The 22,213-nt window shown below is 73.0% G+C and carries 18 protein-coding genes, 1 pseudogene and 1 riboswitch; of the genes and pseudogenes, 6 read left to right on the forward strand and 13 right to left on the reverse strand.

Annotated elements, in window-relative coordinates; all coding sequences use genetic code 11:
- Positions 1 to 605 (reverse strand): annotated as a pseudogene (locus AIIKEEIJ_RS19160) (cobalamin biosynthesis protein CobG); the annotation flags it as partial.
- A gap of 37 nt (positions 606 to 642) precedes the next feature.
- A riboswitch (cobalamin riboswitch) is annotated at positions 643 to 836 on the forward strand.
- A gap of 73 nt (positions 837 to 909) precedes the next feature.
- On the opposite strand from AIIKEEIJ_RS19160, the gene cobN reads away from it, so the two are divergent.
- Both cobN and cobF read left to right on the forward strand, forming a co-directional pair.
- On the forward strand, positions 910 to 4,518 hold the full coding sequence (cobN, locus tag AIIKEEIJ_RS19165; protein ID WP_043802360.1) for a cobaltochelatase subunit CobN: 3,609 nt from the start codon (positions 910 to 912) through the stop codon (positions 4,516 to 4,518).
- Complete coding sequence (gene cobF / locus AIIKEEIJ_RS19170; protein ID WP_006945429.1) at positions 4,515 to 5,288, forward strand: precorrin-6A synthase (deacetylating); 774 nt, start codon at positions 4,515 to 4,517, stop codon at positions 5,286 to 5,288. Before cobN ends, cobF begins: the two co-directional genes overlap by 4 nt.
- A 133-nt stretch (positions 5,289 to 5,421) precedes the next feature.
- On the opposite strand, the gene AIIKEEIJ_RS19175 is transcribed toward cobF, so the two are convergent.
- From AIIKEEIJ_RS19175 to AIIKEEIJ_RS19190, 4 genes are all read right to left on the reverse strand, one after another.
- A complete protein-coding gene (locus tag AIIKEEIJ_RS19175) occupies positions 5,422 to 5,934 on the reverse strand; it encodes an Rv2732c family membrane protein (protein ID WP_006945430.1) in 513 nt (170 codons plus the stop codon).
- Positions 5,935 to 5,968: 34 nt separating this feature from the next.
- Positions 5,969 to 7,411 (reverse strand): PepSY domain-containing protein, encoded by a 1,443-nt coding sequence (locus AIIKEEIJ_RS19180; protein WP_161996357.1) that lies wholly within the window; start codon positions 7,409 to 7,411, stop codon positions 5,969 to 5,971.
- A gap of 132 nt (positions 7,412 to 7,543) precedes the next feature.
- Positions 7,544 to 8,068: a hypothetical protein gene (locus AIIKEEIJ_RS19185; RefSeq protein ID WP_029545392.1), complete on the reverse strand. Its 525-nt coding sequence runs from the start codon at positions 8,066 to 8,068 to the stop codon at positions 7,544 to 7,546.
- 88 nt (positions 8,069 to 8,156) lie between these two features.
- On the reverse strand, positions 8,157 to 8,477 hold the full coding sequence (locus AIIKEEIJ_RS19190) for a hypothetical protein (protein ID WP_029545390.1): 321 nt from the start codon (positions 8,475 to 8,477) through the stop codon (positions 8,157 to 8,159).
- A 225-nt stretch (positions 8,478 to 8,702) separates the two neighbouring features.
- Between AIIKEEIJ_RS19190 and AIIKEEIJ_RS19195 the strand changes: the two genes are divergently transcribed.
- Entirely contained in the window at positions 8,703 to 9,599 is an 897-nt protein-coding gene (locus tag AIIKEEIJ_RS19195) for an SDR family oxidoreductase (RefSeq protein WP_161996358.1), read from the forward strand.
- 92 nt (positions 9,600 to 9,691) lie between these two features.
- On the opposite strand, the gene AIIKEEIJ_RS19200 is transcribed toward AIIKEEIJ_RS19195, so the two are convergent.
- The 6 genes from AIIKEEIJ_RS19200 to AIIKEEIJ_RS19225 form a co-directional block, all read right to left on the reverse strand.
- The gene (locus AIIKEEIJ_RS19200; protein ID WP_161996359.1) at positions 9,692 to 11,836 is read right to left on the reverse strand and encodes a catalase; all 2,145 of its coding nucleotides are present in this window, start codon (positions 11,834 to 11,836) and stop codon (positions 9,692 to 9,694) included.
- 33 nt (positions 11,837 to 11,869) lie between these two features.
- On the reverse strand, positions 11,870 to 12,841 hold the full coding sequence (locus AIIKEEIJ_RS19205; RefSeq protein WP_161996360.1) for a galactosyltransferase-related protein: 972 nt from the start codon (positions 12,839 to 12,841) through the stop codon (positions 11,870 to 11,872).
- On the reverse strand, positions 12,838 to 13,845 hold the full coding sequence (locus AIIKEEIJ_RS19210; protein WP_161996373.1) for a glycosyltransferase: 1,008 nt from the start codon (positions 13,843 to 13,845) through the stop codon (positions 12,838 to 12,840). The genes AIIKEEIJ_RS19205 and AIIKEEIJ_RS19210 overlap by 4 nt, the downstream gene beginning before the upstream one ends.
- Positions 13,842 to 14,960 carry a glycosyltransferase gene (locus AIIKEEIJ_RS19215; RefSeq protein ID WP_161996361.1) on the reverse strand — a complete coding sequence of 373 codons (1,119 nt, stop codon included), beginning with the start codon at positions 14,958 to 14,960 and terminating at the stop codon, positions 13,842 to 13,844. The genes AIIKEEIJ_RS19210 and AIIKEEIJ_RS19215 overlap by 4 nt, the downstream gene beginning before the upstream one ends.
- Positions 14,957 to 16,015 carry a glycosyltransferase gene (locus AIIKEEIJ_RS19220; protein WP_161996362.1) on the reverse strand — a complete coding sequence of 353 codons (1,059 nt, stop codon included), beginning with the start codon at positions 16,013 to 16,015 and terminating at the stop codon, positions 14,957 to 14,959. Before AIIKEEIJ_RS19220 ends, AIIKEEIJ_RS19215 begins: the two co-directional genes overlap by 4 nt.
- Positions 16,016 to 16,331: 316 nt before the next feature.
- A complete protein-coding gene (locus AIIKEEIJ_RS19225; RefSeq protein ID WP_006945450.1) occupies positions 16,332 to 16,799 on the reverse strand; it encodes a pyridoxamine 5'-phosphate oxidase family protein in 468 nt (155 codons plus the stop codon).
- 63 nt (positions 16,800 to 16,862) lie between these two features.
- On the opposite strand from AIIKEEIJ_RS19225, the gene AIIKEEIJ_RS19230 reads away from it, so the two are divergent.
- Positions 16,863 to 17,813 (forward strand): WYL domain-containing protein, encoded by a 951-nt coding sequence (locus tag AIIKEEIJ_RS19230; RefSeq protein WP_161996363.1) that lies wholly within the window; start codon positions 16,863 to 16,865, stop codon positions 17,811 to 17,813.
- 68 nt (positions 17,814 to 17,881) lie between these two features.
- On the opposite strand, the gene AIIKEEIJ_RS19235 is transcribed toward AIIKEEIJ_RS19230, so the two are convergent.
- On the reverse strand, positions 17,882 to 18,532 hold the full coding sequence (locus AIIKEEIJ_RS19235) for a hypothetical protein (RefSeq protein WP_029545383.1): 651 nt from the start codon (positions 18,530 to 18,532) through the stop codon (positions 17,882 to 17,884).
- A 264-nt stretch (positions 18,533 to 18,796) separates the two neighbouring features.
- On the opposite strand from AIIKEEIJ_RS19235, the gene AIIKEEIJ_RS19240 reads away from it, so the two are divergent.
- Positions 18,797 to 20,086, forward strand: coding sequence for an adenylosuccinate synthase (locus AIIKEEIJ_RS19240; RefSeq protein ID WP_006945457.1), 1,290 nt, complete (start codon positions 18,797 to 18,799; stop codon positions 20,084 to 20,086).
- A gap of 19 nt (positions 20,087 to 20,105) precedes the next feature.
- On the opposite strand, the gene AIIKEEIJ_RS19245 is transcribed toward AIIKEEIJ_RS19240, so the two are convergent.
- Complete coding sequence (locus tag AIIKEEIJ_RS19245; RefSeq protein ID WP_161996364.1) at positions 20,106 to 20,645, reverse strand: methylated-DNA--[protein]-cysteine S-methyltransferase; 540 nt, start codon at positions 20,643 to 20,645, stop codon at positions 20,106 to 20,108.
- Positions 20,646 to 20,711: 66 nt separating this feature from the next.
- Here AIIKEEIJ_RS19245 and yczR point away from each other — a divergent pair, with 66 nt between their 5' ends.
- Positions 20,712 to 22,175, forward strand: a complete 1,464-nt coding sequence (gene yczR / locus AIIKEEIJ_RS19250) for a MocR-like transcription factor YczR (protein WP_006945460.1) — start codon at positions 20,712 to 20,714, stop codon at positions 22,173 to 22,175.
- The last annotated feature ends 38 nt before the right edge of the window (positions 22,176 to 22,213 follow it).

Consider the following 22,213-nt stretch of genomic DNA (forward strand, 5'->3'; position numbering starts at 1 on the left):
CAGCGGGTGCCGCGCACCGCCGCGAACCGCCGCGCCAGGTCGATCAGCGTGTCGACGACCCGGTCGGCCGGGACCACCGGACCGCAGAGCCGGCCGATCGCGATCTCGAACAGCCCCGAGTCGGCGGCCACCGCGGCGAGGTCGCAGCGCAGGGCCGCGACGTCGCCGCGACCGTCGTCGAGGCCGAACAGGAACCGGCCCGGCAGCTGCGCGAGCACGGGTTCGGCGCACAGGGCGGCGTCGAGCGCGCCGATGAGCGGACGGAGGTCGGCGCGTCCTCCGACGATCCCGGACAGCGGCGAGGCGACGACGTTGCGGACCCGTTCGTGCGACGGTGCCGGCAGGAACCCGGCCGCCGACACCGCGTCGACGAGGCCGGCAGGCACACCGCCGCACTCGTCCACCGTGACGCCCCTGAGCTGCAGGTTTCCGCGCGAGGTGAGGTGGACGTCGCCGTCCGCGAAGGCGGTCGACGCCGCCGACAGCGCCCGCAGTCCGCCGTCCGGGAGCCTGCCGCCGGGCGCGCGCAGCCGCACCAGCGCGCCGTCGGCGGCGAGGTGGGGGCGCAGCAGACCGGGGCACCGGTCCGGGGGAAGGTCGGCCATGGGGGCACATGGTTGCACACGACGAGGAAGCGGTGCGTTACGCTCCACCTGCCGTGGTGCTCGGGAAGCCGGTGTGAGACCGGCGCGGCCCTCGCCACTGTGAGCGGGTAGGTGCTCGCCCTCGTCCGGACCGGTCCGCCGGTCCGGAGACCACTGGACGGAAGTCCGGGAAGGTCGGCGCGGCAGCGATGATCCGTCAGCCAGGAGACCGGCCACGGCGCGGGAAGTCCACGAGGGTTTGGAGACTGAACATGGCTGATTTCGTGCTGCGCAGGGGCGATCGGGAACTGCGCGGGGCCCGGTCGTGACGCGGCTCGCGCTGCTGTCCACGTCGGACACCGACCTGCTGTCGGCGCTGAGCTCGGACGCCGAGTACGCGCTGGGCAACCCGTCGCGCCTCGACGTCGAGACCGAGCTTCCCCGCCTCCTCGACGGCGCCGACCTGGTGATCGTCCGCATCCTGGGCTCCGTCCGGTCCTGGCAGAACGGTATCGACGCGGTCCTGGCGCACGGCGCACCCGTCGTCGTGCTCGGCGGCGAGCAGCTGCCCGACGCCGAGCTGATGAGCCACTCGACCGTCCCCGTCGGTATCGCCACCGAGGCGCACGCCTACCTCGCGCAGGGCGGGCCCGCGAACCTCGCCCAGCTGCATGCCTTCCTGTCCGACACCGTCCTGCTCACCGGCGAGGGCTTCGAGCCGCCGGCCGCGCTGCCCGCGTGGGGCAGCCACGCGCCCGCCGCGACCGATCCCGGCCTGCCGCGGGTGGGCATCCTCTACTACCGCGCCCACGAGACCAGCGGAAACACCCGTTTCGTCCGCGATCTCGCGCAGGCGGTCGACGCCACCGGCCGCGCGGTGGCCGTGCCGATCTTCTGCTCCACGCTGCGCGGTGCCCCCGCGGGCCTGCTGGCCGAGCTCGGCACCCTCGACGCCCTGATCGTCACGGTCCTCGCCGCCGGCGGCACCCGCCCCGCCACCGTCTCCGCCGGCGGCGACGACGATGCCTGGGACGTCGAAGCGCTCGCCGCCCTGGATGTCCCGATCCTGCAGGCGCTGTGCCTGACCTGGGGACGCGACGCGTGGGCCGACTCCGACGAGGGTGTCTCCCCGCTCGATTCCGCGACGCAGATCGCCGTCCCCGAGTTCGACGGCCGCATCATCACCGTGCCGTTCTCGTTCAAGGAATTCGGCGCCGACGGCCTGCCCCGCTACGTCACCGACCCCGAACGCTGCCGCCGCGTCGCCGGCATCGCCGTCGCGCACGCCCGCCTGCGGCGCATCCCGCCCGCACGGCGGCGCCTGGCGATCATGCTCTCGGCGTATCCGACGAAGCACTCCCGGGTCGGCAACGCCGTCGGCCTGGACACCCCGGTGTCCGCGATCCGGCTGCTGCGCGCGCTGCGGGAGCGCGGCTACGACCTCGGTGACGGCTTCCCGGGCCTCGACACCGCGGACGACGCCGAGGCGGGCAACGCGCTGATCCATGCCCTGATCGCCGCGGGCGGGCAGGACGAGGAATGGCTCAGCGCCGAGCAGATGGCGGGCAACCCGGTCCGGGTGAGCGCGGCGCAGTACCGCGAGTGGACGGCGGACCTGCCCGCGGAACTGACCGACGCGATGACCGAGGCGTGGGGCGCGGCCCCCGGCGAGCTGTTCGTGGACCGGCAGTCCGCTCCCGAGGGCGAGATCGTCCTGGCCACCCTGCAGGCCGGCAACGTGGTGCTGATGATCCAGCCGCCCCGGGGGTTCGGGGAGAACCCCGTGGCGATCTACCACGATCCGGACATGGCGCCGTCGCACCACTACCTCGCCGCGTACCGGTGGGTGGAGAACGGCTTCGGCGCCGACGCCGTCGTCCACCTCGGCAAGCACGGCTCGATGGAGTGGCTGCCCGGCAAGAACGCCGGCCTGTCCGCGGCCTGCGCGACCGACGCCGCCATCGGCAACCTCCCGCTGATCTACCCGTTCCTGGTCAACGACCCGGGCGAGGGGGCCCAGGCGAAGCGCCGCGCCCACGCCACCATCGTCGACCACCTCATCCCGCCGATGGCGCGCGCCGAGTCGTACGGCGACATCGCCCGTCTCGAGCAGTTGCTCGACGAGTACTCGAACATCGCGGCGATGGACCCGGCCAAGCTGCCGGCGATCCGCGCCCAGATCTGGACGCTGATCCAGGCCGCCAAGCTCGACCACGACCTCGGGCTCGAGGACCGCCCGCACGACGCCGAGTTCGACGACTTCCTGCTGCACGTCGACGGCTGGCTGTGCGAGGTGAAGGACGCGCAGATCCGCGACGGCCTGCACGTGCTCGGCACGGCACCCGTCGGCGAGGCCCGCGTGAACCTGGTGCTGTCGGTGCTGCGGGCCGCCCAGGTGTGGGGCGGGCGGGCCCACGCCGTGCCCGGTCTGCGCACCGCCCTCGGCCTGAAGCCGGACGCGCCGCTCACCGAGACCGACGCGGTCGAGGCGCTGGCCCGGGCACTGGTGCAGGGCATGGAGGACGCCGGCTGGCAGGCCGGCAGCGCCGCCACGGTCGTGCAGTCCGTGCTGGGCGGGGCGGACCCGGAGGTCGAGCGGGTGCTTGCCTTCGCCGCCGAGCAGGTCGTGCCGCGCCTGGCACGCACCACCGACGAGCTCGACGCGGTGCTGCACGCCCTCGACGGCGGCTACGTGCCCGCCGGCCCGTCCGGATCGCCGCTGCGCGGCCTGGTCAACGTGCTGCCCACCGGCCGCAACTTCTACACCGTCGATCCGAAGGCGGTGCCGAGCCGGCTCGCCTACGACACGGGCGTGGCGCTCGCGAACAACCTGCTCGACCGGTACCGCGCCGACACCGGCGGCTATCCGCCCTCGGTCGGCCTGTCGGTGTGGGGGACCTCCGCGATGCGCACCTCCGGTGACGACATCGCCGAGGTCCTCGCCCTGATCGGCATGCGCCCGGAATGGGACGCCGAGTCCCGGCGGGTGCGCGAGCTGACCGTGATCCCGCTCGACGAGCTCGGCCGGCCGCGGATCGACGTCACCGTCCGCATCTCCGGGTTCTTCCGCGACGCCTTCCCGCACGTCGTCGCGATGCTCGACGATGCGATCCGCACCGTCGCGGCCCTCGACGAACCTGACGAGCTGAACTACGTGCGCGCGCACGCCCGCCGCGACGAGGCCGAGCACGGCGACCCCGAGCGCGCGGTGCGCCGCATCTTCGGGTCCAGGCCCGGCTCCTACGGCGCCGGCATCCTGCCGCTCATCGACTCCGGAAACTGGCGCAGCGACGCCGATCTCGCCGAGGTGTACACCGCGTGGGGCGGGTTCGCGTACGGGCGGCACCTGCACGGCGTCCCGGCCGCGGACGACATGCGCGCCAACTACCGGCGGATCGCGGTGGCGGCGAAGAACACCGACACCCGCGAGCACGACATCGCCGACTCGGACGACTACTTCCAGTACCACGGCGGCATGGTCGCCACCGTCCGGGCGCTCACCGGTGCGGATCCGAAGGCCTACATCGGCGACTCGACCACCCCCGACCAGGTCCGCACCCGCTCGCTGGCGGAGGAGACCGCCCGTGTGTTCCGGGCCCGGGTCGTCAACCCGCGCTGGCTCGCGGCGATGCGCCGGCACGGCTACAAGGGCGCGTTCGAGCTCGCCGCCACCGTCGACTACCTGTTCGGCTACGACGCCACCGCCGGGGTCGTCGCCGACTGGATGTACGAAACCCTCGCCCGCACCTACGCCCTCGACTCCGAGAACCAGCGGTTTCTGCGCGAGGCCAACCCGTGGGCGCTGCGCGGCATCGTCGAACGGCTCACCGAGGCCGCCGACCGCGGCCTGTGGGCCGAACCGGATCCGGCGACGCTCGCGGAACTGCAGCAGGCCTACCTCGATGTGGAGGGCGACCTCGAGGACCGCGCGTGAGGAGGCGGCTGCGGCTGATCGGGATCGGGCCGGGCGGGCCCGACGACCTCACCGTGGCCGCGGTCCGGGCGCTGAACGACGTCGACGTCTTCCTCGTCGCCGACAAGCAGCGCGGCGTCGACGACCTCGTCGCCGTGCGGGAGGAGATCTGCCGTCGCCACATCGCCGGCGACTACCGGACGATCCCGGTGCCGGACCCGCCGCGGGACCGCGCGCCGTCCGCCTACGGCACCGAGGTGCGGGACTGGCACGCCGCCCGGGCCGCCGCGTACGAGACGGTGCTGCGCGAGCAGGTCGCCGAGCACGAGACCGCCGGATTCCTCGTGTGGGGCGATCCGAGCCTGTACGACAGCACGATTCGCGTCGTCGAGCGCATCCGTGACCGGGGCGTGCTCGACGTCGACTACGACGTGATCCCCGGGGTGAGCAGCGTGTCGCTGCTCGCGGCGCGGCACCGGCTGGTGCTCAACCGGATCGGCGGCCCGATCGTCGTCACCACGGGCCGCCGGCTCGCGCAGGAGGTGGCGGCCGGCGGTGACAACCTCGTCGTCATGCTCGACGGTGCGCTGGAATGCGCCCGGCTCGAAGGTGATTGGCGCATCTGGTGGGGCGCCGACCTCGGCACGTCCGACGAGGAACTCGTCGCCGGCCCGCTGCGGGAGGTGCTGCCGGACATCGAGCGGGCCCGCGCCCGCGCGAAGGCCGCGCGCGGCTGGGTGATGGACACCTACCTGCTACGTCGCGCGGACGGCGACGGCGTCGTCTCCTGACCGCACGCCGAGGAATGCGCCGACCCGGTGCGGCCGATTCGGCGGGGAAATGTACGCCGCGTCCCCCCCGGCGCGCAGGGGATCCGTGCACACGGGACATCCGCGCGCCGAGGAACGGCGCGCGGATGCCCCGTCAGAGCACGGGCGTGGTCACCGGATGCGGGTGCCGGTCCGTGGGGGAGCGGCTGAGCACGACGGGCAGCCACTGCGAGGTCAGCGCCACCATGCCGAGCCAGGACAGCACCATCCCGGCGCCGGGGGCGTGCGGGGTCTCGACCGGCATGCCGTTCTGCGACCAGTAGCCGAGCAGCCCGAACAGGGACGCCAGTCCGGAGCCGAGCATCGACGCCGACGCGAGCCGCCAGCGGTGCGTGCACAGCGCCGCGGTGGACGACACCACGCCGAACACCAGGGCGAGGCTCACGAAGATCCGCATCGGCACCGTCGTCGTGGCGTCGTGCCCGAACCACGTGCCGAGCACCGTCCACGACCATTCCGTATCTGACTGCGGCAGAAGCAGACCCAGCACCACCGCGACGATGCAGGCGACGAGGACACGGTGCCGCCGACCGGCGTCGAACTCGCCGGCGACCTTTCGTTCGATGCGGGCGAACTCCTTACGGTACGCGGACAGATCGTCGCTCACCGGCACTCCTCGTCGATCGGCACACGAGGGACCATTATGCGCGCCCCCGCATGCGCCACCCGACGGCGGTGTCGACGACGAGGAACGCCAGCAGGCTCAGCCCGAGCACCGGGGCGAACCAGCCCACGACCGCGGCCGCGACGCCGATCGCGACCGCCGGACCTGCGCCGATGCGGCGCAGCGCGCCGCGTGCCGGGGCCCGGCCGACGGCCCACGCCGACCCTCGCGTGGGCCGTCGCCGCCACCACATCACGTAGCCGCGCAGCACGACCGTGATCAACGCCACCGCCAGCAGCGCCAGGGCGACCTGCGTGACGAGCCCGAACATGATGCCCATGTGGAGAGTGATCGACCACCACGTCAGCTGCGCGGCGAGCGGCCAGTCCGCGAACCGCGACACGTCGACGACCTCGCCGGTCGCGCCGTCGACGGCGACCGAGTCGATGCCGTACACCCAGGGCTGGCGGGTTTCGGCGACGGTGAACGCGGTGCCGGGGCGCGCCGGGATCGAGGCCTCGACGACCCCGGTCAGTCCCGCGGCGGCGGCCGTGTCCAGCACCGAGTCGATCCGGGCGATGTTCGCGTCGAGCAGTCCCGGGTCGGCGGCGTGCCCGGCGTGGCCGCCGTGCCCCTCGTGGCCCGTCGCGGCCGCGGCGCCGCCCCCGGTCAGGGTCGCGTCGACGGTCGGCGTCTTCCAGTGCAGCGCGGCCCGCAGCTCGGCGATGTTGTCGCCGGCGAACCGGGACCAGGTCAGGCCGGTCGCGGACAGGAACACCAGGCCCACCGCGATCCACACGCCCACCACGCCGTGCCAGCCGAGGGTGCGGGACCGGCCGGTGGCGGTGCGGTCGACGGTGAGCAGGCGTGCCTGGGCGTGGCGGGCACGCACCGTGCGGTAGCGGCGCACCCACAGGTACACGCCGCCGAGCGCGATCACCCACATCCAGGACGCGGCCAGCTCGCTGTAGAGGCGGCCGGGCTCGCCGAGATGCAGGTGCCGGTGCAGCTGCGAGATCCAGGTCCGGACCGGCAGCGCGCTGCTGCTGCCGTAGACGGCCAGCTCACCGAGCGGCCGCGCGGTGACCGGGTCGACGAAGACGGCGAGCCGCTGCGACTCGCCGAGGCTCGGGTCGGCGAACAGGACCCGGGTGGTCTCGCCGGGGGCCGCGGCCGGCCGCACCGCGGTGACGGTGAGATCGGGGCGCTGTCCGGCGGCCACCCGGATCTGCTCCGCCACCGGCACGGCCGGACCGGTGGCGTCGGTGTGCAGCTGGTCGCGGTAGACGAGCTGCTCGATCGTCGGGGCCAGGGCGTAGAGGCCGCCGCTGACCGCGGCGATCAGGATGAACGGGGCGACGAGGATGCCGGCGTAGAAGTGCAGCCGCAGCATCAGCGGGTGCAGCGCGGGCGCCGCGGATCGGTCCGGGCGGGAACGGGGTGGGACGGGACGATCCGTCCCGAGGTCGGTCGTGGACATGCGAATGCTCGTTTCGATCGTCGGTGGCGACGGCAGCGCGCAGCGCCGTATCGAGGGGCGGCGCACCGCGCCGGGCGTCGGCACACGGGGAAGGCCGCCGCGGCGTACGGGCCACGGCGGAACGGGATCGGGTCAGGCGGTGCGGGGCGGACCCCGGGTGCCGGCCTGCGCGGAAACGAGCACCCGCAGCACGAGACGTGCCCGGTGCGACGGCGTGGCCACCCACAGCGGCGCATGCGCCGGGGGCGGGGTGAGCACCGCGGCGACGATGCGCCGCAACACGCCGAGCGCCGCGGCACAGCCCTGCTCGGCCGCCCGGATCAGGGCGGCGGAGACGACGAGGGCCGCGGCGTGGGCGCCGAGCATCGCGGGCGAGAGCCCGGGGCCGTGGGCGTGCTCGGCGGTGAGGGTGAGGACGGTGTGACCGACGATCTGTCCCGCCCCCAGGGTGAGCACCAGGGCGGGCAGCAGCCGGGACGGCCGGATGGCGGACACCGCGGCGCCGAACGCGGCGCAGGCGGCGATCAGCAGCACCACCGACGACTGGGACGGAATTTCGCCGCCCGCCAGGCCGTGGGCCGCGACGGACACCGCGGCGGAGGTCGAACCCACGAACGCGCCACGCATCGGCGCGGACGTCTGCGGGCGTGGATTCACGGTTGGGCACACTACCCGTCGTGACGACGGACCGGGCCGGCCCGGGGTGCGCAGCCGCAGCACCCCGGGCCGGGCGGGCCGGTGGGCGTCAGTGACCGCGCGGCTCGCGCAGGCTCGTTCCCTCGACGTCGCGGACCCGCTTGCGCTCCAGCATGACCAGCACGGCGCCCACCGCGAAGGACACGATGCACGCCGGGCCGGCGATCCACGCCCAGCCCTCGAATCCGTACCCGGCGGCCACCAGCGTCAGCCCGAGCAGGAGCAGCCCGAGGCCCAGGAAGAAGTAGCCGGGCCAGCCCTTGGAGTCGGTCAGGGCCTCGCCGGCGTGGCTGCGCATCGTGCGGGCGTCGTCGGCCGGGAAGTCGCTGTCGGTCGTCAGATCCCTGTTGTACGTCTGCCTGCCGTGCACCGGATCGGCACCCGCCCGGGTCTCGTCGCTTCTCCGAAACTCGTTCTCGTGTTCCGTCACAGCCGCATCCTTTCCAGAAGTCGGGCCGGGAGAGCGCTGCGGCGCTCGGATTCGCCGACCGTGTCCCCCGTGTACCCGCTCCCGGGTCCGGGTATGCACCGGCCGGACCCGGCGGTCCCCGTCCGGGGGCGCCGGCACTCGCCCGCAGACCTCGAGGGAGGAACCATGACCGACCAGCACCGGCCCCGCAATCCGGTCGAGCAGTACCCGGCACCGGATCGCGAGCGGCAACCCGAGCTCGAATATCCGGGCCTCACGTCCGACATGGTGTCGGCACCCGACCACGGCGAGCGGACCTATCGCGGCAGCGGCAGGCTCGAGGGCCGGCGGGCGCTCATCACCGGTGCCGACTCCGGGATCGGCCGGGCCGTCGCGATCGCCTTCGCCCGCGAGGGCGCCGACGTCGTCCTCAGCTATCTCGAGTCCGAGGAGGACGACGCCCGCGACACCGTGCGGTGGGTCGAGGACGCGGGCCGGCGCGCCGTCGCGGTGCCGGGTGACATCCGCGTCGAGGAACACTGCCGGCACCTGGTCGACACGGCGGTGCGCGAACTCGGCGGCCTGGACATCCTGGTGAACAACGCGGCGTTCCAGATGGTGCAGATGAACGGGATCGCCGACATCACGACCGAGCAGTTCGATCGCGTGCTGAAGACGAACCTGTACGCGTTGTTCTGGTTGTGCAAGTTCGGGGTCGGGGTGATGGAGCCGGGCTCGACGATCATCAACACGTCGTCGATCCAGGGGACGAGCCCCTCGCCGGAACTGCTCGACTACGCCACGACCAAGGCCGGCATCGTCGACTTCACCAAGGGGCTGGCGGCGGACGTCGCGAAGCGGGGAATCCGGGTCAATGCCGTTGCCCCGGGCCCGATCTGGACGCCGCTGATCCCGGCCACCATGCCGCGGGAGAAGTTCGAGTCCTTCGGTGACGACGTCCCGCTCGGTCGCCCCGGGCAACCGGCCGAACTGGCGCCGGCGTACGTCTTCCTCGCCTCGCAGGAGTCGAGCTACATCACCGGCGAGGTCATCGCCGTCACCGGCGGCAAGCCCTTCTCCTGACACACCCGTGGTGGCCGAATGTCACACGCGTTCAATCTAATCGAAGCGGTGTGACATTCGGCCACCATCCCAGGCGGGGGGGCGCGCGGGGGTCAGGCCTGGGCCCGCTCCCACACGCGGTGGGCGCCGAGCAGGTCGACGATCCCGGTGACCACCGCTTCCGGATCGTCGGCGGTGACCACACCCGGGGCCTCGGGGTGGACGGCCGCGTGCTCGAGCGCCTCGGTGCCGGCGCCCCACGTGCCGATCGCCTTGCAGTGCCGGAACGTCTCGTCGACCAGGACGCGCACGCGCGGATCGGCCGGGGCGCTCGCGAGCAGCAGCGCGTCGTACTCGACGGACCGGGCCGTGGCGAAGGTCCGCGAGATCGGCACCTCCTTGCGGCCGCCGTCGAGCTTGCCGCCGTGCGGGCCGATCACCAGCGGCACGGCCTTCGCGGCGGCCACCGCGGCGACGGCCTTGGCGACCTCGGCGACGTCGGCGCTGTCGTCCGCGACGATGCCGACCATCCGGCCCTCGATCGGCCAGGTCGCACCGACCTGGGACAGCGCCTCGCTGCGCAGCGACTCACCGGCGAGGGCCACCGTCGGCTCCGGTGCCGGCAGCCCCAGGCCGGCCGCGACGGTGGCGCACAGTCCGGCATCGATGTTCGCGAGCACGCGCAGGGCCCGCTCCTTGATCGCCTGCTCGAAGCACTTGCCGAGTTCGAAGCTGTAGGCGTCGGCCACGTGCTGCTTCTCGACCTCGGACAGGCTGGTGTAGAACAGTCGCGCCTGCGAGAAGTGGTCGTCGTACGAACTCGGCTGTGCGCGTTCCTTGACCCCGGCGGCGATGGGTGCCGGCACGTCGATGAACGCAGCCCCTTCGGCGCCGGCCAGGAACGGGCAGCCGGCCCCGAGCGAGTTGGGCCGGTACGGGGCCGCCCCGGGATGAATACCGGTCTGGTGCATGCCGTCGCGCAGCATGTCGTTGACGGGCGCATGCGGCCGGTTGATGGGCAGCTGACCGAAGTTGGGCCCGCCGAGCCGGCTGATCTGGGTGTCGAGGTAGGAGAACAGCCGGCCCTGCAGCAGCGGGTCGTCGGTGACGTCGATACCCGGCACGAGGTGCCCGGGGTGGAAGGCCACCTGTTCGGTCTCGGCGAAGAAGTTGGTCGGGTTGGCGTTGAGCTGCATCGTCCCGATCAGCTGGACCGGCGCGAGCTCCTCGGGGACGATCTTGGTGGGATCGAGCAGGTCGATGCCCTCGAACATCTGCTCCGGGGTGTCGGGGAAGACCTGCACGCCCAGATCCCACTCCGGGTAGGCCCCGGCCTCGATCGCGTCGGCGAGGTCGCGGCGGTGGAAGTCCGGGTCGATGCCGCCGAGCAGCTGCGCCTCCTCCCACACCAGCGAGTGCACCCCCAGGCGCGGCTTCCAGTGGAACTTCACCAGCGACGTCTCACCGTCGGCGTTGACCATGCGGAAGGTGTGGACGCCGAAGCCCTCCATCATCCGGTAGGAGCGGGGGATGCCGCGGTCGGACATGTTCCACAGGGTGTGGGCGGTGGCCTCGGTGTGGAGCGAGACGAAGTCCCAGAACGTGTCGTGTGCGCTCTGCGCCTGCGGGATCTCCCGGTCCGGGTGCGGCTTGGCCGCGTGGACGACGTCGGGGAACTTGATCGCGTCCTGGATGAAGAACACCGGGATGTTGTTCCCCACCAGGTCGAACGTGCCCTCCTCGCTGTAGAACTTCGTCGCGAAGCCGCGCGTGTCGCGGACGGTGTCGGCGGAGCCGCGCGAGCCGAGCACGGTCGAGAAGCGGACGAACACGGGCGTCTCGGCGCCCTTCTGCAGGAACCCGGCACGGGTGATCTTCGAGGCGGCGCCGTTGGCCCGGAAGACGCCGTGGGCCGCGGCGCCGCGGGCGTGCACCGCCCGCTCGGGGATGCGCTCGTGGTCGAAGTGGGTGATCTTCTCGCGGAAGTGGTGGTCCTGCAGCAGGGTGGGGCCGCGCCGACCGGCCTTGAGGGAGTGGTCGGTGTCCGTCAGCCGCGCGCCCTGCGCGGTGGTGAGGTACCGGCCCTGGGGCCCGCGCGCGCCGTCGGGCAGGTCTTCGGGGGTGCCGGTGGCAGTGACCGGGATGGGTTCACGCTGGTCGGGCTTGGCCGGTGGCGGGTCCGTCGGGGTGGTGGGTTCCTCGACCGGGACCTCGAAACCGGCGGGTGAGCCGGGAACCGGCGGATTCTTCTCGAACACTGCGATGCTCCGTTCGGTCGAGACGGGTGACGTTCACGTCTCGACCGAGTTGCCGCGCACGTCCGTTCCCAAACATCGGCCGGGACGCGTCAGGTCTCGGCGTGCGCGGGTGGCCACCCACCGGTCCGTGGCGGCGTCGTATCGGGCCAGGCCCGCCTCGGCGAACCGCGCAAGCCACCCGGTCATCGGCCAGCGCCCCCAGTTTCGGTGGAAAACGGCTGCGTTGTAAAGGATTTCGTGCAGATGCTCGACGGGCGGGTCGGAGACCGGATGGTGCTGATGGAAGGCGTGCGCGCCGCCGATCCAGCGCAGACCCACCCCGGCCCGCGCGGCGCGCTGGGCGAAGTCGGTGTCCTCACCGCCGTATCCGATGTAGTCCGTGCAGAAGCCACCGACGGCCGTCCATGTCTCGCGGGTCGTCGCGAACGACAGGGACCAGAACAGGTCGTATTCGTCACCGACGTGGATCGTGCCGGCGGGCGGGTCCGGCCGCGCGGGGTGCGGGTGCACGTTCCGGCCGAGGCGGGTGAGGTCGTATCCGCCGAGCCCCGGCGGCGGCAGGTAGGTCACCGGGCCGCACAGCAGCGCGTCGCGGTGCCGGGGATTGCTCGCGGCCCGCTCGTACAGTCCCAGCAGGCCGGCGGAGGGGATGCAATCGACATCGAGGAACACCAGCAGGTCGGCGCCGCGGGCCAGGGCGCGTTCGGCGCCGAGATTGCGGGCGGCGGACAGTGGCAACGGCCCGCGGGCGGGAGGGGGCAACGGCCCGCGGGCGGGAGGGGGCAACGGCCCGCTGGCGGGTGGGGGCAACGGCCCACCGGCGGTGGGCAGCCATTCCGTGTGAGCGGAATAGCCCTCCGATTCGATCAGGGGCGCGACGCCCGGGTCACCCATCGAGACCACCACGTGGTCGTCCGGGGCCCGCTCGCTGCGGGCCAGGCCGCGCAGCTGCAGCCGAAGGTGCGCGTGCCGGCCGGCGACGAGGGTGATCACGGTCGTCTTCATCGCGGCGCGACCTTCGCGGCGACCTCCTCGAGCGCCGCGGCGGCGCGCGCCGCGGACCCCTCGGTGCGCCACCGGGACCACTGCGCAGGGTCGAGCCGCCGCGCCCGGCGCAGCAACTTCGGCCAGTCGTCGGGGTGCGGCCAGGCCGGCAGGGTTACCGCCAGCCCGGCCCGGCCGAGCGCGTCGGCGGTGGCGCACTGCTCGTCGTACGGCCGGGGCTCGGCGACGATGATCGCCGGGCGGCGCGCGGCGGCGATGTCGGCGACGGTGTTCTGCCCGGCGTGGCCGACGACGACGTCGGCGCGGCTCAGGGCAGGCCACGGATCGTCCGTCCACGGTCCGTCCGGCATGCCGAGGCCGTCCCACTCGTAGCCGGGATGACGGTCGGCGAGGTCGCGCAGGTGCCGGGCCGGAAGGGAGGAGCCGCCGCTTCCGCTCAGGACCAGGACCCGGGGCCGGTCGCCGGGCCCGGAGTCCGCGACGGGACGGCCGTCGAAGCGGCTGATGCCGCCGACGTACGTGGCCTTGTCCGCGTACGGACGCAGGTACGCCGGGTCGTACACCTCCCGCGGCCACGCGGCGACGATGTGCTCGGCCGCGCGGTATCCCAGCCGGTGCGGCGTGTCGGTGCGCTCGCCCGGCATCGCCACGACCACGACGGGAACGCCCAACAGCCGGGCGAACACCGCGACTTCGACCGACACGTCGACCACCAGCAGCCGGGGCCGGGCCGTGGCAACCCAGTGCGCCAGTGCCGCCATCCGCTCGCGCAGGCCGCGGTCGTGCCGGGGGACCCAGTGCAGCAGCCCGCCGGCGGTGGGATCCTCGGCGGTGTCGCTGGCCTCGTCGTCGCGGGGCAGTTCCACGATGTCGGCGAAGACGTCCGCGAAGCGGCCCAGTGGGGCCGAGCACAGGGCGGTCACGGGTTCGCGCGTGCGGGCACAGATCGAGGCCGCGCGGGTGCGGTGCCCGTGCCCGTGGTGGTGGATGTAGTAGCCGATCACGCCGGGCACCGCCGGACGATCGGGCCGGTGCGGGCGGGCGCCGTGCACAGGCGGCGGTACAGACCGAGATAGGAGTCCACCATGGTGCGTTCCGAACAGAACGTCTCGGCGCGCCGACGGGCGTCGCGCCGGGACAGCCGGACCGCCTGAGGTACGACCGCCGCCAGCGCGGCCACGTCGTCGGGAGCGACGAGGCGGCCGCTGCGCCGGTCGAGCACCTCGGGGATGCCGCCGCGCGCGAAGGCGACGACGGGTGTGCCGCACGCGAGGGACTCGGCCACGACGAGTCCGTACGGCTCGTCCCACTGCGGAGTGACCAGGGTGGCGGCCGACCGGCCCACCGCGGCCGCGAGTTCCTGCTGCGGCAGGTGGCCGAGATAGGTGACGCCGTCGTCGAGGTGCGGGGCGATGTGCCGGGTGAAGTAGTCCTCGTCGCTGACCGGACCGGCGAGCCGCAGGTGCATTCCCGCGCGCCGGGCCGCCTTGATCGCCAGGTGGGCGCCCTTCTCGGGGACCAAGCGGCCGAACCAGATCAGCGACGGCCCACCCGGGCCCGGTGGCCACGTCCCGAGGTCGACACCGTTCGGCACGACGGTGATCGGCGCGGTGACCGCGTGCGCCCAGGCCGCCGCGGTGTGCCTGCTGACGGCCGCGAAGTGGGCCGGGCCGCCGCCGGGGACGGCGAGCGCCGACTCGAGCCACGGCGTCGGCGGGGTGTGCAGAGTGGTCAGCATCGGGGTGCGCAGCGTCGCGGCCATCGCCGGCGGCAGGTAGTGAAGGCTGTGGTTGTGGATCACGTCGAACGAACCGGCGAGCGGGCCGGCCAGTTCCAGCAGCAGGGACAGGTAGGCGTGATGGGCGTCGAGGAACGTTTCCGGCGGCATCGACACGTCGCTGCGGGCCGCGGGGCTGGGGGTGAAGGTGCGCACCTCGAGGAACGAGGCGGGCAGCGTGACGTCGGAGCCGGCGGCAGCGAACAGCGTCACCCGGTGCCCCTCGGCGCCGAGCGCCCGGGTCAGGTGCGACACGTGGGCCTCGAGTCCCCCGGCGAAGGGCTGTGCGACGGGGAAACGGTGGGACGCGATGAGGGCGATGCGCAGCGGACGGTCGATCACGACAGTGCCCGTTCGTAGATCGTGCGGTGCGCCTGGGCCAGGAAACGGCGCTCGAACATTCGCTGCGTCCAGTCGCTGTGGGGCCGCCGGCCGCTGTGATACAGGGTGCGTACCGAATCGGCCAGGGAATCCGGGTCGAAGGACTGCTCGTCGTAGGTGAACACCTGACATGGCCGTTGCTGGTGGTAGAAGCCGCAACTCGGGGCGATCACCGCCGTGCCGAGATCGTGACAGGCCTCGAGCCAGCCGGAATGGGTGCCGAACCGGTACGGCAGGACGGACACCGACAGCGAGGACAGGTACTCCCACAGCTCGTCGTCGGAGAAGTACCTGTGCACGCGCACGTCGACCCCCGGCCGGTCGCCGAAGGCGAGGATCTTCGCCCCGGCGTCGGGGGCGTACCAGTGGTTGTCCGGATCGAAGACCTCGTCGTGGACGTTGATCCGCAGTTGCGCGCCGGGTAGTTCTCGGACGATGCGGGCCAGGGTGTCGAGGACGGGGAAGACGTCCATGTTGGCGCGCAGGCTCTTCGCGTGCACCCCGACGACGAACGGCTCGTCCGGCGACCGGGACGCGTGCGCGAACCAGGGTCGTTCGACCACGTGCGGATGGGGCAGGACGGTGGGGGCGCGGCCCCACGTCGCCTCGACGCGTTCGGCGGCGCCCTCGGTGAGCGTGATCAGTTCGGTGGCAGCGGGGATCAGGACGTCGAGCTGCTTGTGGTGGGTGCCCGGCGTGGGATGATGCGGGTTGCGCAGGTCGTGCACGGTGTAGACGAGCGGGATGTCGTGGTCGGCAAGTTCCGCGACCACATCCTGCAGGGCCTCCGGTTCGATCGCGTCGAAACCGAAGTGGACGTGGAACACGTCGAACTCGGTGTGGTTGGCGGCGATCCATCCCGGCTCGAGCATGAGCGGAGGCCACCATCCGCCCGGCACCTTACGTCCGTCTGCGGGCACCGGATCGGGAAGCCGGACCACCTCGTCGTCCCCGTTCGGTCCGGCGAGGTGCCGGACGTAGACGTGCGACGCGGGCACCGAGGCCACTCGAATCATGCTCCCAACCTCCCCGTGACGACCTTCACGGCCGGCCACGCGCGGGTGGCAGGCCACGACCGGCGGCTACCCGTTCGGCGGGCATCCCACACCTCGCCCGAGGAGGCGACGAGGGCGGAGGCCCGGCGTGCGGCGGACGGACGTATTCGGGGCCGGAGGTTTCGACCGCACGTCAGCGGGCACAACGGTTCAGGGCCGTCTCGTAGTCCGGATGCGGGCCGGCCAAGGTGCCCCGGGTTGAACTCGACAGCCCGGGGCGCCGAACTCCCTCGGCATGCCGGGCCGACCGGCGGGTCGAAACGGCAGCTCCGGCCGGTCAGCGGGTGAAGCGTTCGACCGCGGCACCGGGCCGCCACAGGTCCACGTACAGGTGCTCCCCGTCCACCGACGTGAGCACCGCCTCGGCCAGGCCGAGTTCGAACACGTGCATCGGTCCCGGCGGCACCTCCTCCGGGTAGGCGGCGAGCACGGCTGCCTTCTCCTCGTCGTGCAACTCCCGGGCCCGGCCGGCGACCTTCGCGTCGCCCCCTGTCATCGAGTGGTGCCCGGGATTCGAATGCAGGGCGTAGCGCGGATCGCGCTGCAGATCGCGCGCTTTCCGCGCGCCGGGCATCGAGCCGAGCACCAGCCGGCCGCCGACGATCTCGACCTCCGTCCCGCTGACACGGGGCGACCCGTCCCGTCGCACCGTCGCCAGGACGTGATGCTTGTGCGCCTGCAGTCGTGCGGCGATCGCCTTCGCCAGATCCGGTGCCTGCTCGGAGAACTCGTCCCATGTGGTCATGGACCCAGCATGCCCCCCTATCACTGACATCCGATGTCAGTGTTTTCCGCGTAGGCTGCGGACATGCGATCGGCACGTCTGCTCGCGATGATGCTCCGGCTCCAGGGCAGCGCGGGCCTGACCGCGCGGCAACTCGCGGACGACCTCGGCGTGTCGGTGCGCACCGTGTACCGCGACGTCGGTGCCCTGTCCGCCGCGGGGGTCCCGGTGTGGACCGAGAGCGGACCGGGTGGCGGCATCCGCCTGCTCGACGGGTGGCAGTCCCGGCTGAGCGGGCTCACCAGCGACGAGAGCGCCGCGCTGATGCTGCTGGGGGTGCCCACCCTCGCCGCCGACCTCGGGGTGGAGCTCGAGGCGGCACGCGGCAAGCTGCTCGGGTCCATGCCGGTCACCCTGCGCAGCGCCGCCCAGGCGTGGCGCGACCGGGTACACGTCGACGTCCCAGGCTGGTTCGCCGCACCGGGCGACAACACGCACCTGCCGGCGGTCGCGTCCGCCGTGTTCGACGAGCGTCGCCTGCACATCCGCTACCGGCGCGGCGCCCGGACCGTGGCCCGCACCCTCGACCCGCTCGGGCTCGTCGCCAAGGCCGGGATCTGGTACCTCGTCGCCGCCCACACCGGTCACGTCCGCACCTACCGCGTCGGGCGCATCGCGTCCGCCGACGTGCTCGACGCTCCCGCGCACCGCCCCGGCGGATTCGACCTGCCCGCCTACTGGGCGGCGTCCGCGGCGGAGTTCGACCGGGCCCTGCGTACGTTCGCCTGCACGGTCCGCCTCACCCCGGCCGCGTGGCGGCGCCTGCCCCGCGTGGTGGGAGCCGACGCCGCCGCCGTCGAGCCGGGCCCGCCGGACGCGGACGGGCGGGTTCGGGTGGACCTGCTGCTCGAGGCCGAGGAGGTGGCGCTCGACCAGCTCCTCGCCCTCGGCGGCGGGGTCGAGGTCGTGGCCCCGCGGTCGTTGCGGGCCGCCCTCCGCGGCGCCGGCGAGACGCTGGCCCGGTGCAACTCGTGACGTCGGATCGAAGGCGACAGGCGTTCTGCGCGAACGGCTCTCGTGGTGCAGCGGTGTGAGCGGACGGCTCAGCGCACCAGCTTCCACTTGTGCTCGTGCCGGTAGAACGTGGATCGCTTCACCGCCCGGGGATTGGCCACCCCGTCGCGGGTGAGCAGGGCGCCGGGCGAGCCGAGCTGGACGGCGCGTCCGGTCACCCAGCGGTAGCCGCCGAACCAGCGCGGCCGGTCGATCGCGGCCCGCAGTCCCGGCATGTCGGGGATCGGCTCGATCCGCACGCCCGGGGCGACCCCGCTGAACAGGCGGGTGTCGTCCACGTACGCCTCGCCGACGAGCTCGCCGACCTCACCCTCGACGAGGGCACGCCCGACGAGGGCGATGCCGGCGTCGTCGCGGATGAGCGGCACCGGCCGGGCGACGCCCTGCAGGGCGACGGTCGCGGCCTTGGACCCGAACCGCAGCCCGTAGGCCTCGGCGGCCGGGGTGCGCCGCTCGGGCACGTAGGCCAGTTCGATGCCGAGCCGCTCCGTGCGCATCATCCGGGTCAGCGCCGCGGCGAAGGCGGCATCCCCGCCCACCACCACGAGCCGGGGATCCTCGACCGACTCGAGATGCGCGAACACGTCCTCGAAGTCGTCCTTGCCGGGAAGCACGGGGGCGGTCAACGTGGTCAGGGACGTCAATGTCAACGGCAGCGGGGCGTCACCGCACTTGAGCACAACGGGGGTCAAGAGCACTCCTCTCGCGGCCGACGATGCTCCGTTCACTCTAGTCACGACGGGCCCCGCCGCCGGGCGCCCGAACGTGGCACGGTGAGTCGGGCGGATTCTCGGTCCCCGTCACAGGCGGGGCGGCGACCGGCGGACGCCGGAGGCAGCGCCGCGCGCGTGGTCCGCTAGACTGTCCCCCCGGCTTCTGTTCTGTGACGGCAGAACCCTGCAGGCGGAGGGCGCCCGCACGTCGACACCCTAGGAGACAGCGAAATGCCGGCAATCGTCCTGATCGGCGCCCAGTGGGGCGACGAGGGCAAGGGCAAGGCCACCGATCTGCTCGGTGGCCGGGTGCAGTGGGTGGTGCGCTACCAGGGGGGCAACAACGCCGGCCATACCGTCGTCCTCCCCAACGGGGAGAATTTCGCGCTGCACCTGATCCCTTCCGGCATCCTCACTCCCGGCGTCACCAACGTGATCGGCAACGGCGTGGTCGTGGACCCGGGCGTGCTGCTCGACGAGCTGGCCGGTCTCGAGAACCGCGGGGTCGACACCACGAACCTGCTGCTCAGCGCCGACGCGCACCTGATCATGCCGTACCACGTGGCCATCGACAAGGTCACCGAACGCTTCCTCGGCGCCAAGAAGATCGGCACCACCGGCCGCGGCATCGGCCCGTGCTACCAGGACAAGATCGCCCGCGTGGGCGTCCGCGTCGCCGACGTCCTCGACGAGAAGATCCTCACCCACAAGGTCGAGGCCGCCCTGGAGTTCAAGAACCAGGTGCTGTCGAAGATCTACAACCGCAAGGCCCTCGACCCGCAGCAGGTCGTCGACGAGGTGCTCGGCCAGGCGGAGGGCTTCAAGCATCGCATCGCCGACACCCGGCTGCGCCTGAACCTGGCCCTCGAGGCCGGCGAGACGGTCCTGCTCGAGGGCTCGCAGGGTACTCTGCTCGACGTCGACCACGGCACCTACCCGTACGTGACGTCGTCGAACCCCACGGCCGGCGGCGCGGCGGTCGGGTCGGGCATCGGTCCCAACCGGATCGGTACGGTGCTCGGCATTCTCAAGGCCTACACCACCCGCGTCGGTTCGGGCCCGTTCCCGACCGAACTGTTCGACGAGCACGGCGCCTACCTGGCCAAGACCGGCGGCGAGGTCGGCGTCACCACCGGCCGGGCCCGGCGCTGCGGCTGGTTCGACGCCGTGATCGCCCGCTACGCGACCCGCGTCAACGGCATCACCGACTTCTTCCTCACCAAGCTCGACGTGCTGTCGAGCCTCGAGACCGTGCCGATCTGCGTCGGCTACGAGGTGGACGGGGTCCGCGTCGACGAAATGCCGATGACGCAGACCGACATCCACCACGCCACGCCGATCTACGAGGAGATGCCCGGCTGGTGGGAGGACATCTCCGACGCCCGCACCTTCGAGGACCTGCCGAAGAACGCACAGAACTACGTGCTGCGGCTCGAGGAGCTTTCGGGCGCGCGCATGTCGTGCATCGGCGTCGGCCCGGGCCGCGACCAGACGATCGTGCGGCGCGACATCCTGGGCTGAAACCCGCTGCGGCTGCCCGTCAGAACAGGGTCGGATCGTCGAAGCCGGGGGCGTGCTCGAGCGCGAGCAGCTCCCGCTTCGTGACGGTGCTTCCGGGTGCGGAGAAGCCGCCGATGCCGCCGCCCGCGGCGAGGATCCGGTGGCACGGCACGACGAGCGGAACGGGGTTGCGTCCCAAGGCCTGTCCGACGGCCTGCGCTCCGCCCGGCCGGCCGATCCGGGTGGCGACCTCGCCGTAGGTCGCCACCGTCCCGGGGCCGATCGTGCGCGCGAACTCGTAGACCGCGGTGTCGAATTCGGACACGTTCTGGTAGTCGACCGGAACCCAGCGCAGGTCGTCCGGGGCGCCGGCGAGATGCGCGGTGACGGCTTCGATCACGGGCTGCACCGCGGCCGGGGCCGGGCGCTCGACCGCGTCCGGGAACCGCTCGAGCAGTTCGTCGCGCGTCGGCTCGGGTGCGGTCTCGGGCAGTTGCAGGCCGACGATGCCGGCTGCGGACCACACGAGCCCGCACGTGCCGACGGCGGTGTCGAAGAGGGTGTAGCCGAGGGTGGTCACGTCGTCAGTATGGACTGGCCCCGGGACAGGCGACCACTTCACCGACTGGACTGCGATACTGGACCGGTGATCACGCGTGCGATCGGCGCCGGCTCCCTGGCCCGCGACCTCGGCAACTGGCAGGACACCGCCGATCGGCGGCCCGCGTACCGGGCCCTCGCGGACGGAATCCGCCTGCTGGTGCACGACGGCCGCGTCCCCCTGGGCGTGGCGCTGCCCAGCGAACGCGAGCTCGCCGCCGCGCTGGCCCTGAGCCGCACCACCATCACCTCCGCGTACACGGCGCTGCGCGAGGCCGGCTACCTGCGCAGCCGGCAGGGCGCGCGCAGCACCGTCGCGCTGCCGTCGGGCCGGACCGCCGCCCCGGCGCGGGCGGGCGGTCCCGGTCCCGCCCGGGCGCCCGAGACCGTGGATCTGAGCTACGCGTCCATGCCCGCGCCCGCCGCCGAGATCGAGTCCGCCTACGCGGCCGCGTTGCGCTCGGTACCGGCCTACCTCGACTCGCACGGCATGGAGCCGATCGGCGTTGCCCCGCTGCGCGAGGTCATCGCCCGGCGCTACCGGGAGCGGGGGCTGCCCACGGACGCCGACCAGATCATGGTCACCTCCGGCGCGCAGCACGCGCTGCGCCTGCTGCTCGGCGTGCTCACCGACGCCGGCGACCGCGTGATCGTCGACCATCCGACGTATCCCAATGCGCTCGAGGCGATCCGGCGGCACGGGGCGCGGCCGGTCGTGGTGCCGGTGCGGCCCGAGGGCGGCGCCGACGCCGGCTGGGACCTCGAGGGCCTGCGCAGCGCCGCGCGGCAGACGGCGGCGCGAATGGCGTTCCTGATCCCGGACTTCCACAGCCCCACCGGGCTGTGCATGGGCGCACAGGGCCGGGCCGAACTCGTCCGGATCGCCCAGGAGACCCGCATGACGCTCGTCGTGGACGAGACGATGGTGGACCTGTGGCTGGACACCCCACCGCCCCCCGCGGTCGCCTCGTACGGCGCGGACCGGTCCGTCGTGACGGTGGGATCCACCGGGAAGTCCCTGTGGGGCGGGCTCCGGGTGGGCTGGATCCGTGCCGACCGGTCCCTGATCACGCGGCTCGTGGGGGCACGCTCCGCCGTCGACCTCGGCACGCCGGTGATGGAGCAGCTCGCCGCGGCGCACCTGCTCGGCGACGTCGAAGACCTGCTCGAGCGGCGGCGTGGACAGCTGCGCCGCCGCCGGGCGGCGATGCTCGGCGCGCTCGGCGAGCACCTGCCCGACTGGAAGTACACGGTGGGGCCGGGCGGGATGTCGCTGTGGGTGCGGATGCCCACGCCGGTGTCGACGGCCCTCGCGGCGACCGCCCCGAATCACGGTGTGGTCCTCGCCGCCGGACCGCGGTTCGGCGTGGAAGGCGCGTTCGAGCGCTTCCTCCGGCTGCCGTACGCGCGGGAGGTCGACGAGGTGCGCCGGGCGGTGGCGTCCGTGGCGTCGGCGTACGACGCGCTCGCCCGCGGCCGGGACCTCGCGGAACCACACCTCGTGGTCTGATTCGGAGGTGGCCGGACGGGGCCCGGGAACCGGTCCGC

It is taken from the genome of Rhodococcus sp. YH1 (assembly GCF_009939605.1).
GTDB lineage: Bacteria > Actinomycetota > Actinomycetes > Mycobacteriales > Mycobacteriaceae > Rhodococcus > Rhodococcus aetherivorans.

Bases quoted from the DNA above. Each gene is read 5' to 3' on its own strand.
- AIIKEEIJ_RS19180 (WP_161996357.1), bottom strand. From the start codon at position 7,411: ATGTCCACGACCGACCTCGGGACGGATCGTCCCGTCCCACCCCGTTCC.
- AIIKEEIJ_RS19195 (WP_161996358.1), top strand. From the start codon at position 8,703: ATGACCGACCAGCACCGGCCCCGCAATCCGGTCGAGCAGTACCCGGCA.
- AIIKEEIJ_RS19205 (WP_161996360.1), bottom strand. From the start codon at position 12,841: ATGAAGACGACCGTGATCACCCTCGTCGCCGGCCGGCACGCGCACCTT.
- AIIKEEIJ_RS19220 (WP_161996362.1), bottom strand. From the start codon at position 16,015: ATGATTCGAGTGGCCTCGGTGCCCGCGTCGCACGTCTACGTCCGGCAC.
- AIIKEEIJ_RS19225 (WP_006945450.1), bottom strand. From the start codon at position 16,799: ATGACCACATGGGACGAGTTCTCCGAGCAGGCACCGGATCTGGCGAAG.
- AIIKEEIJ_RS19230 (WP_161996363.1), top strand. From the start codon at position 16,863: ATGCGATCGGCACGTCTGCTCGCGATGATGCTCCGGCTCCAGGGCAGC.
- AIIKEEIJ_RS19240 (WP_006945457.1), top strand. From the start codon at position 18,797: ATGCCGGCAATCGTCCTGATCGGCGCCCAGTGGGGCGACGAGGGCAAG.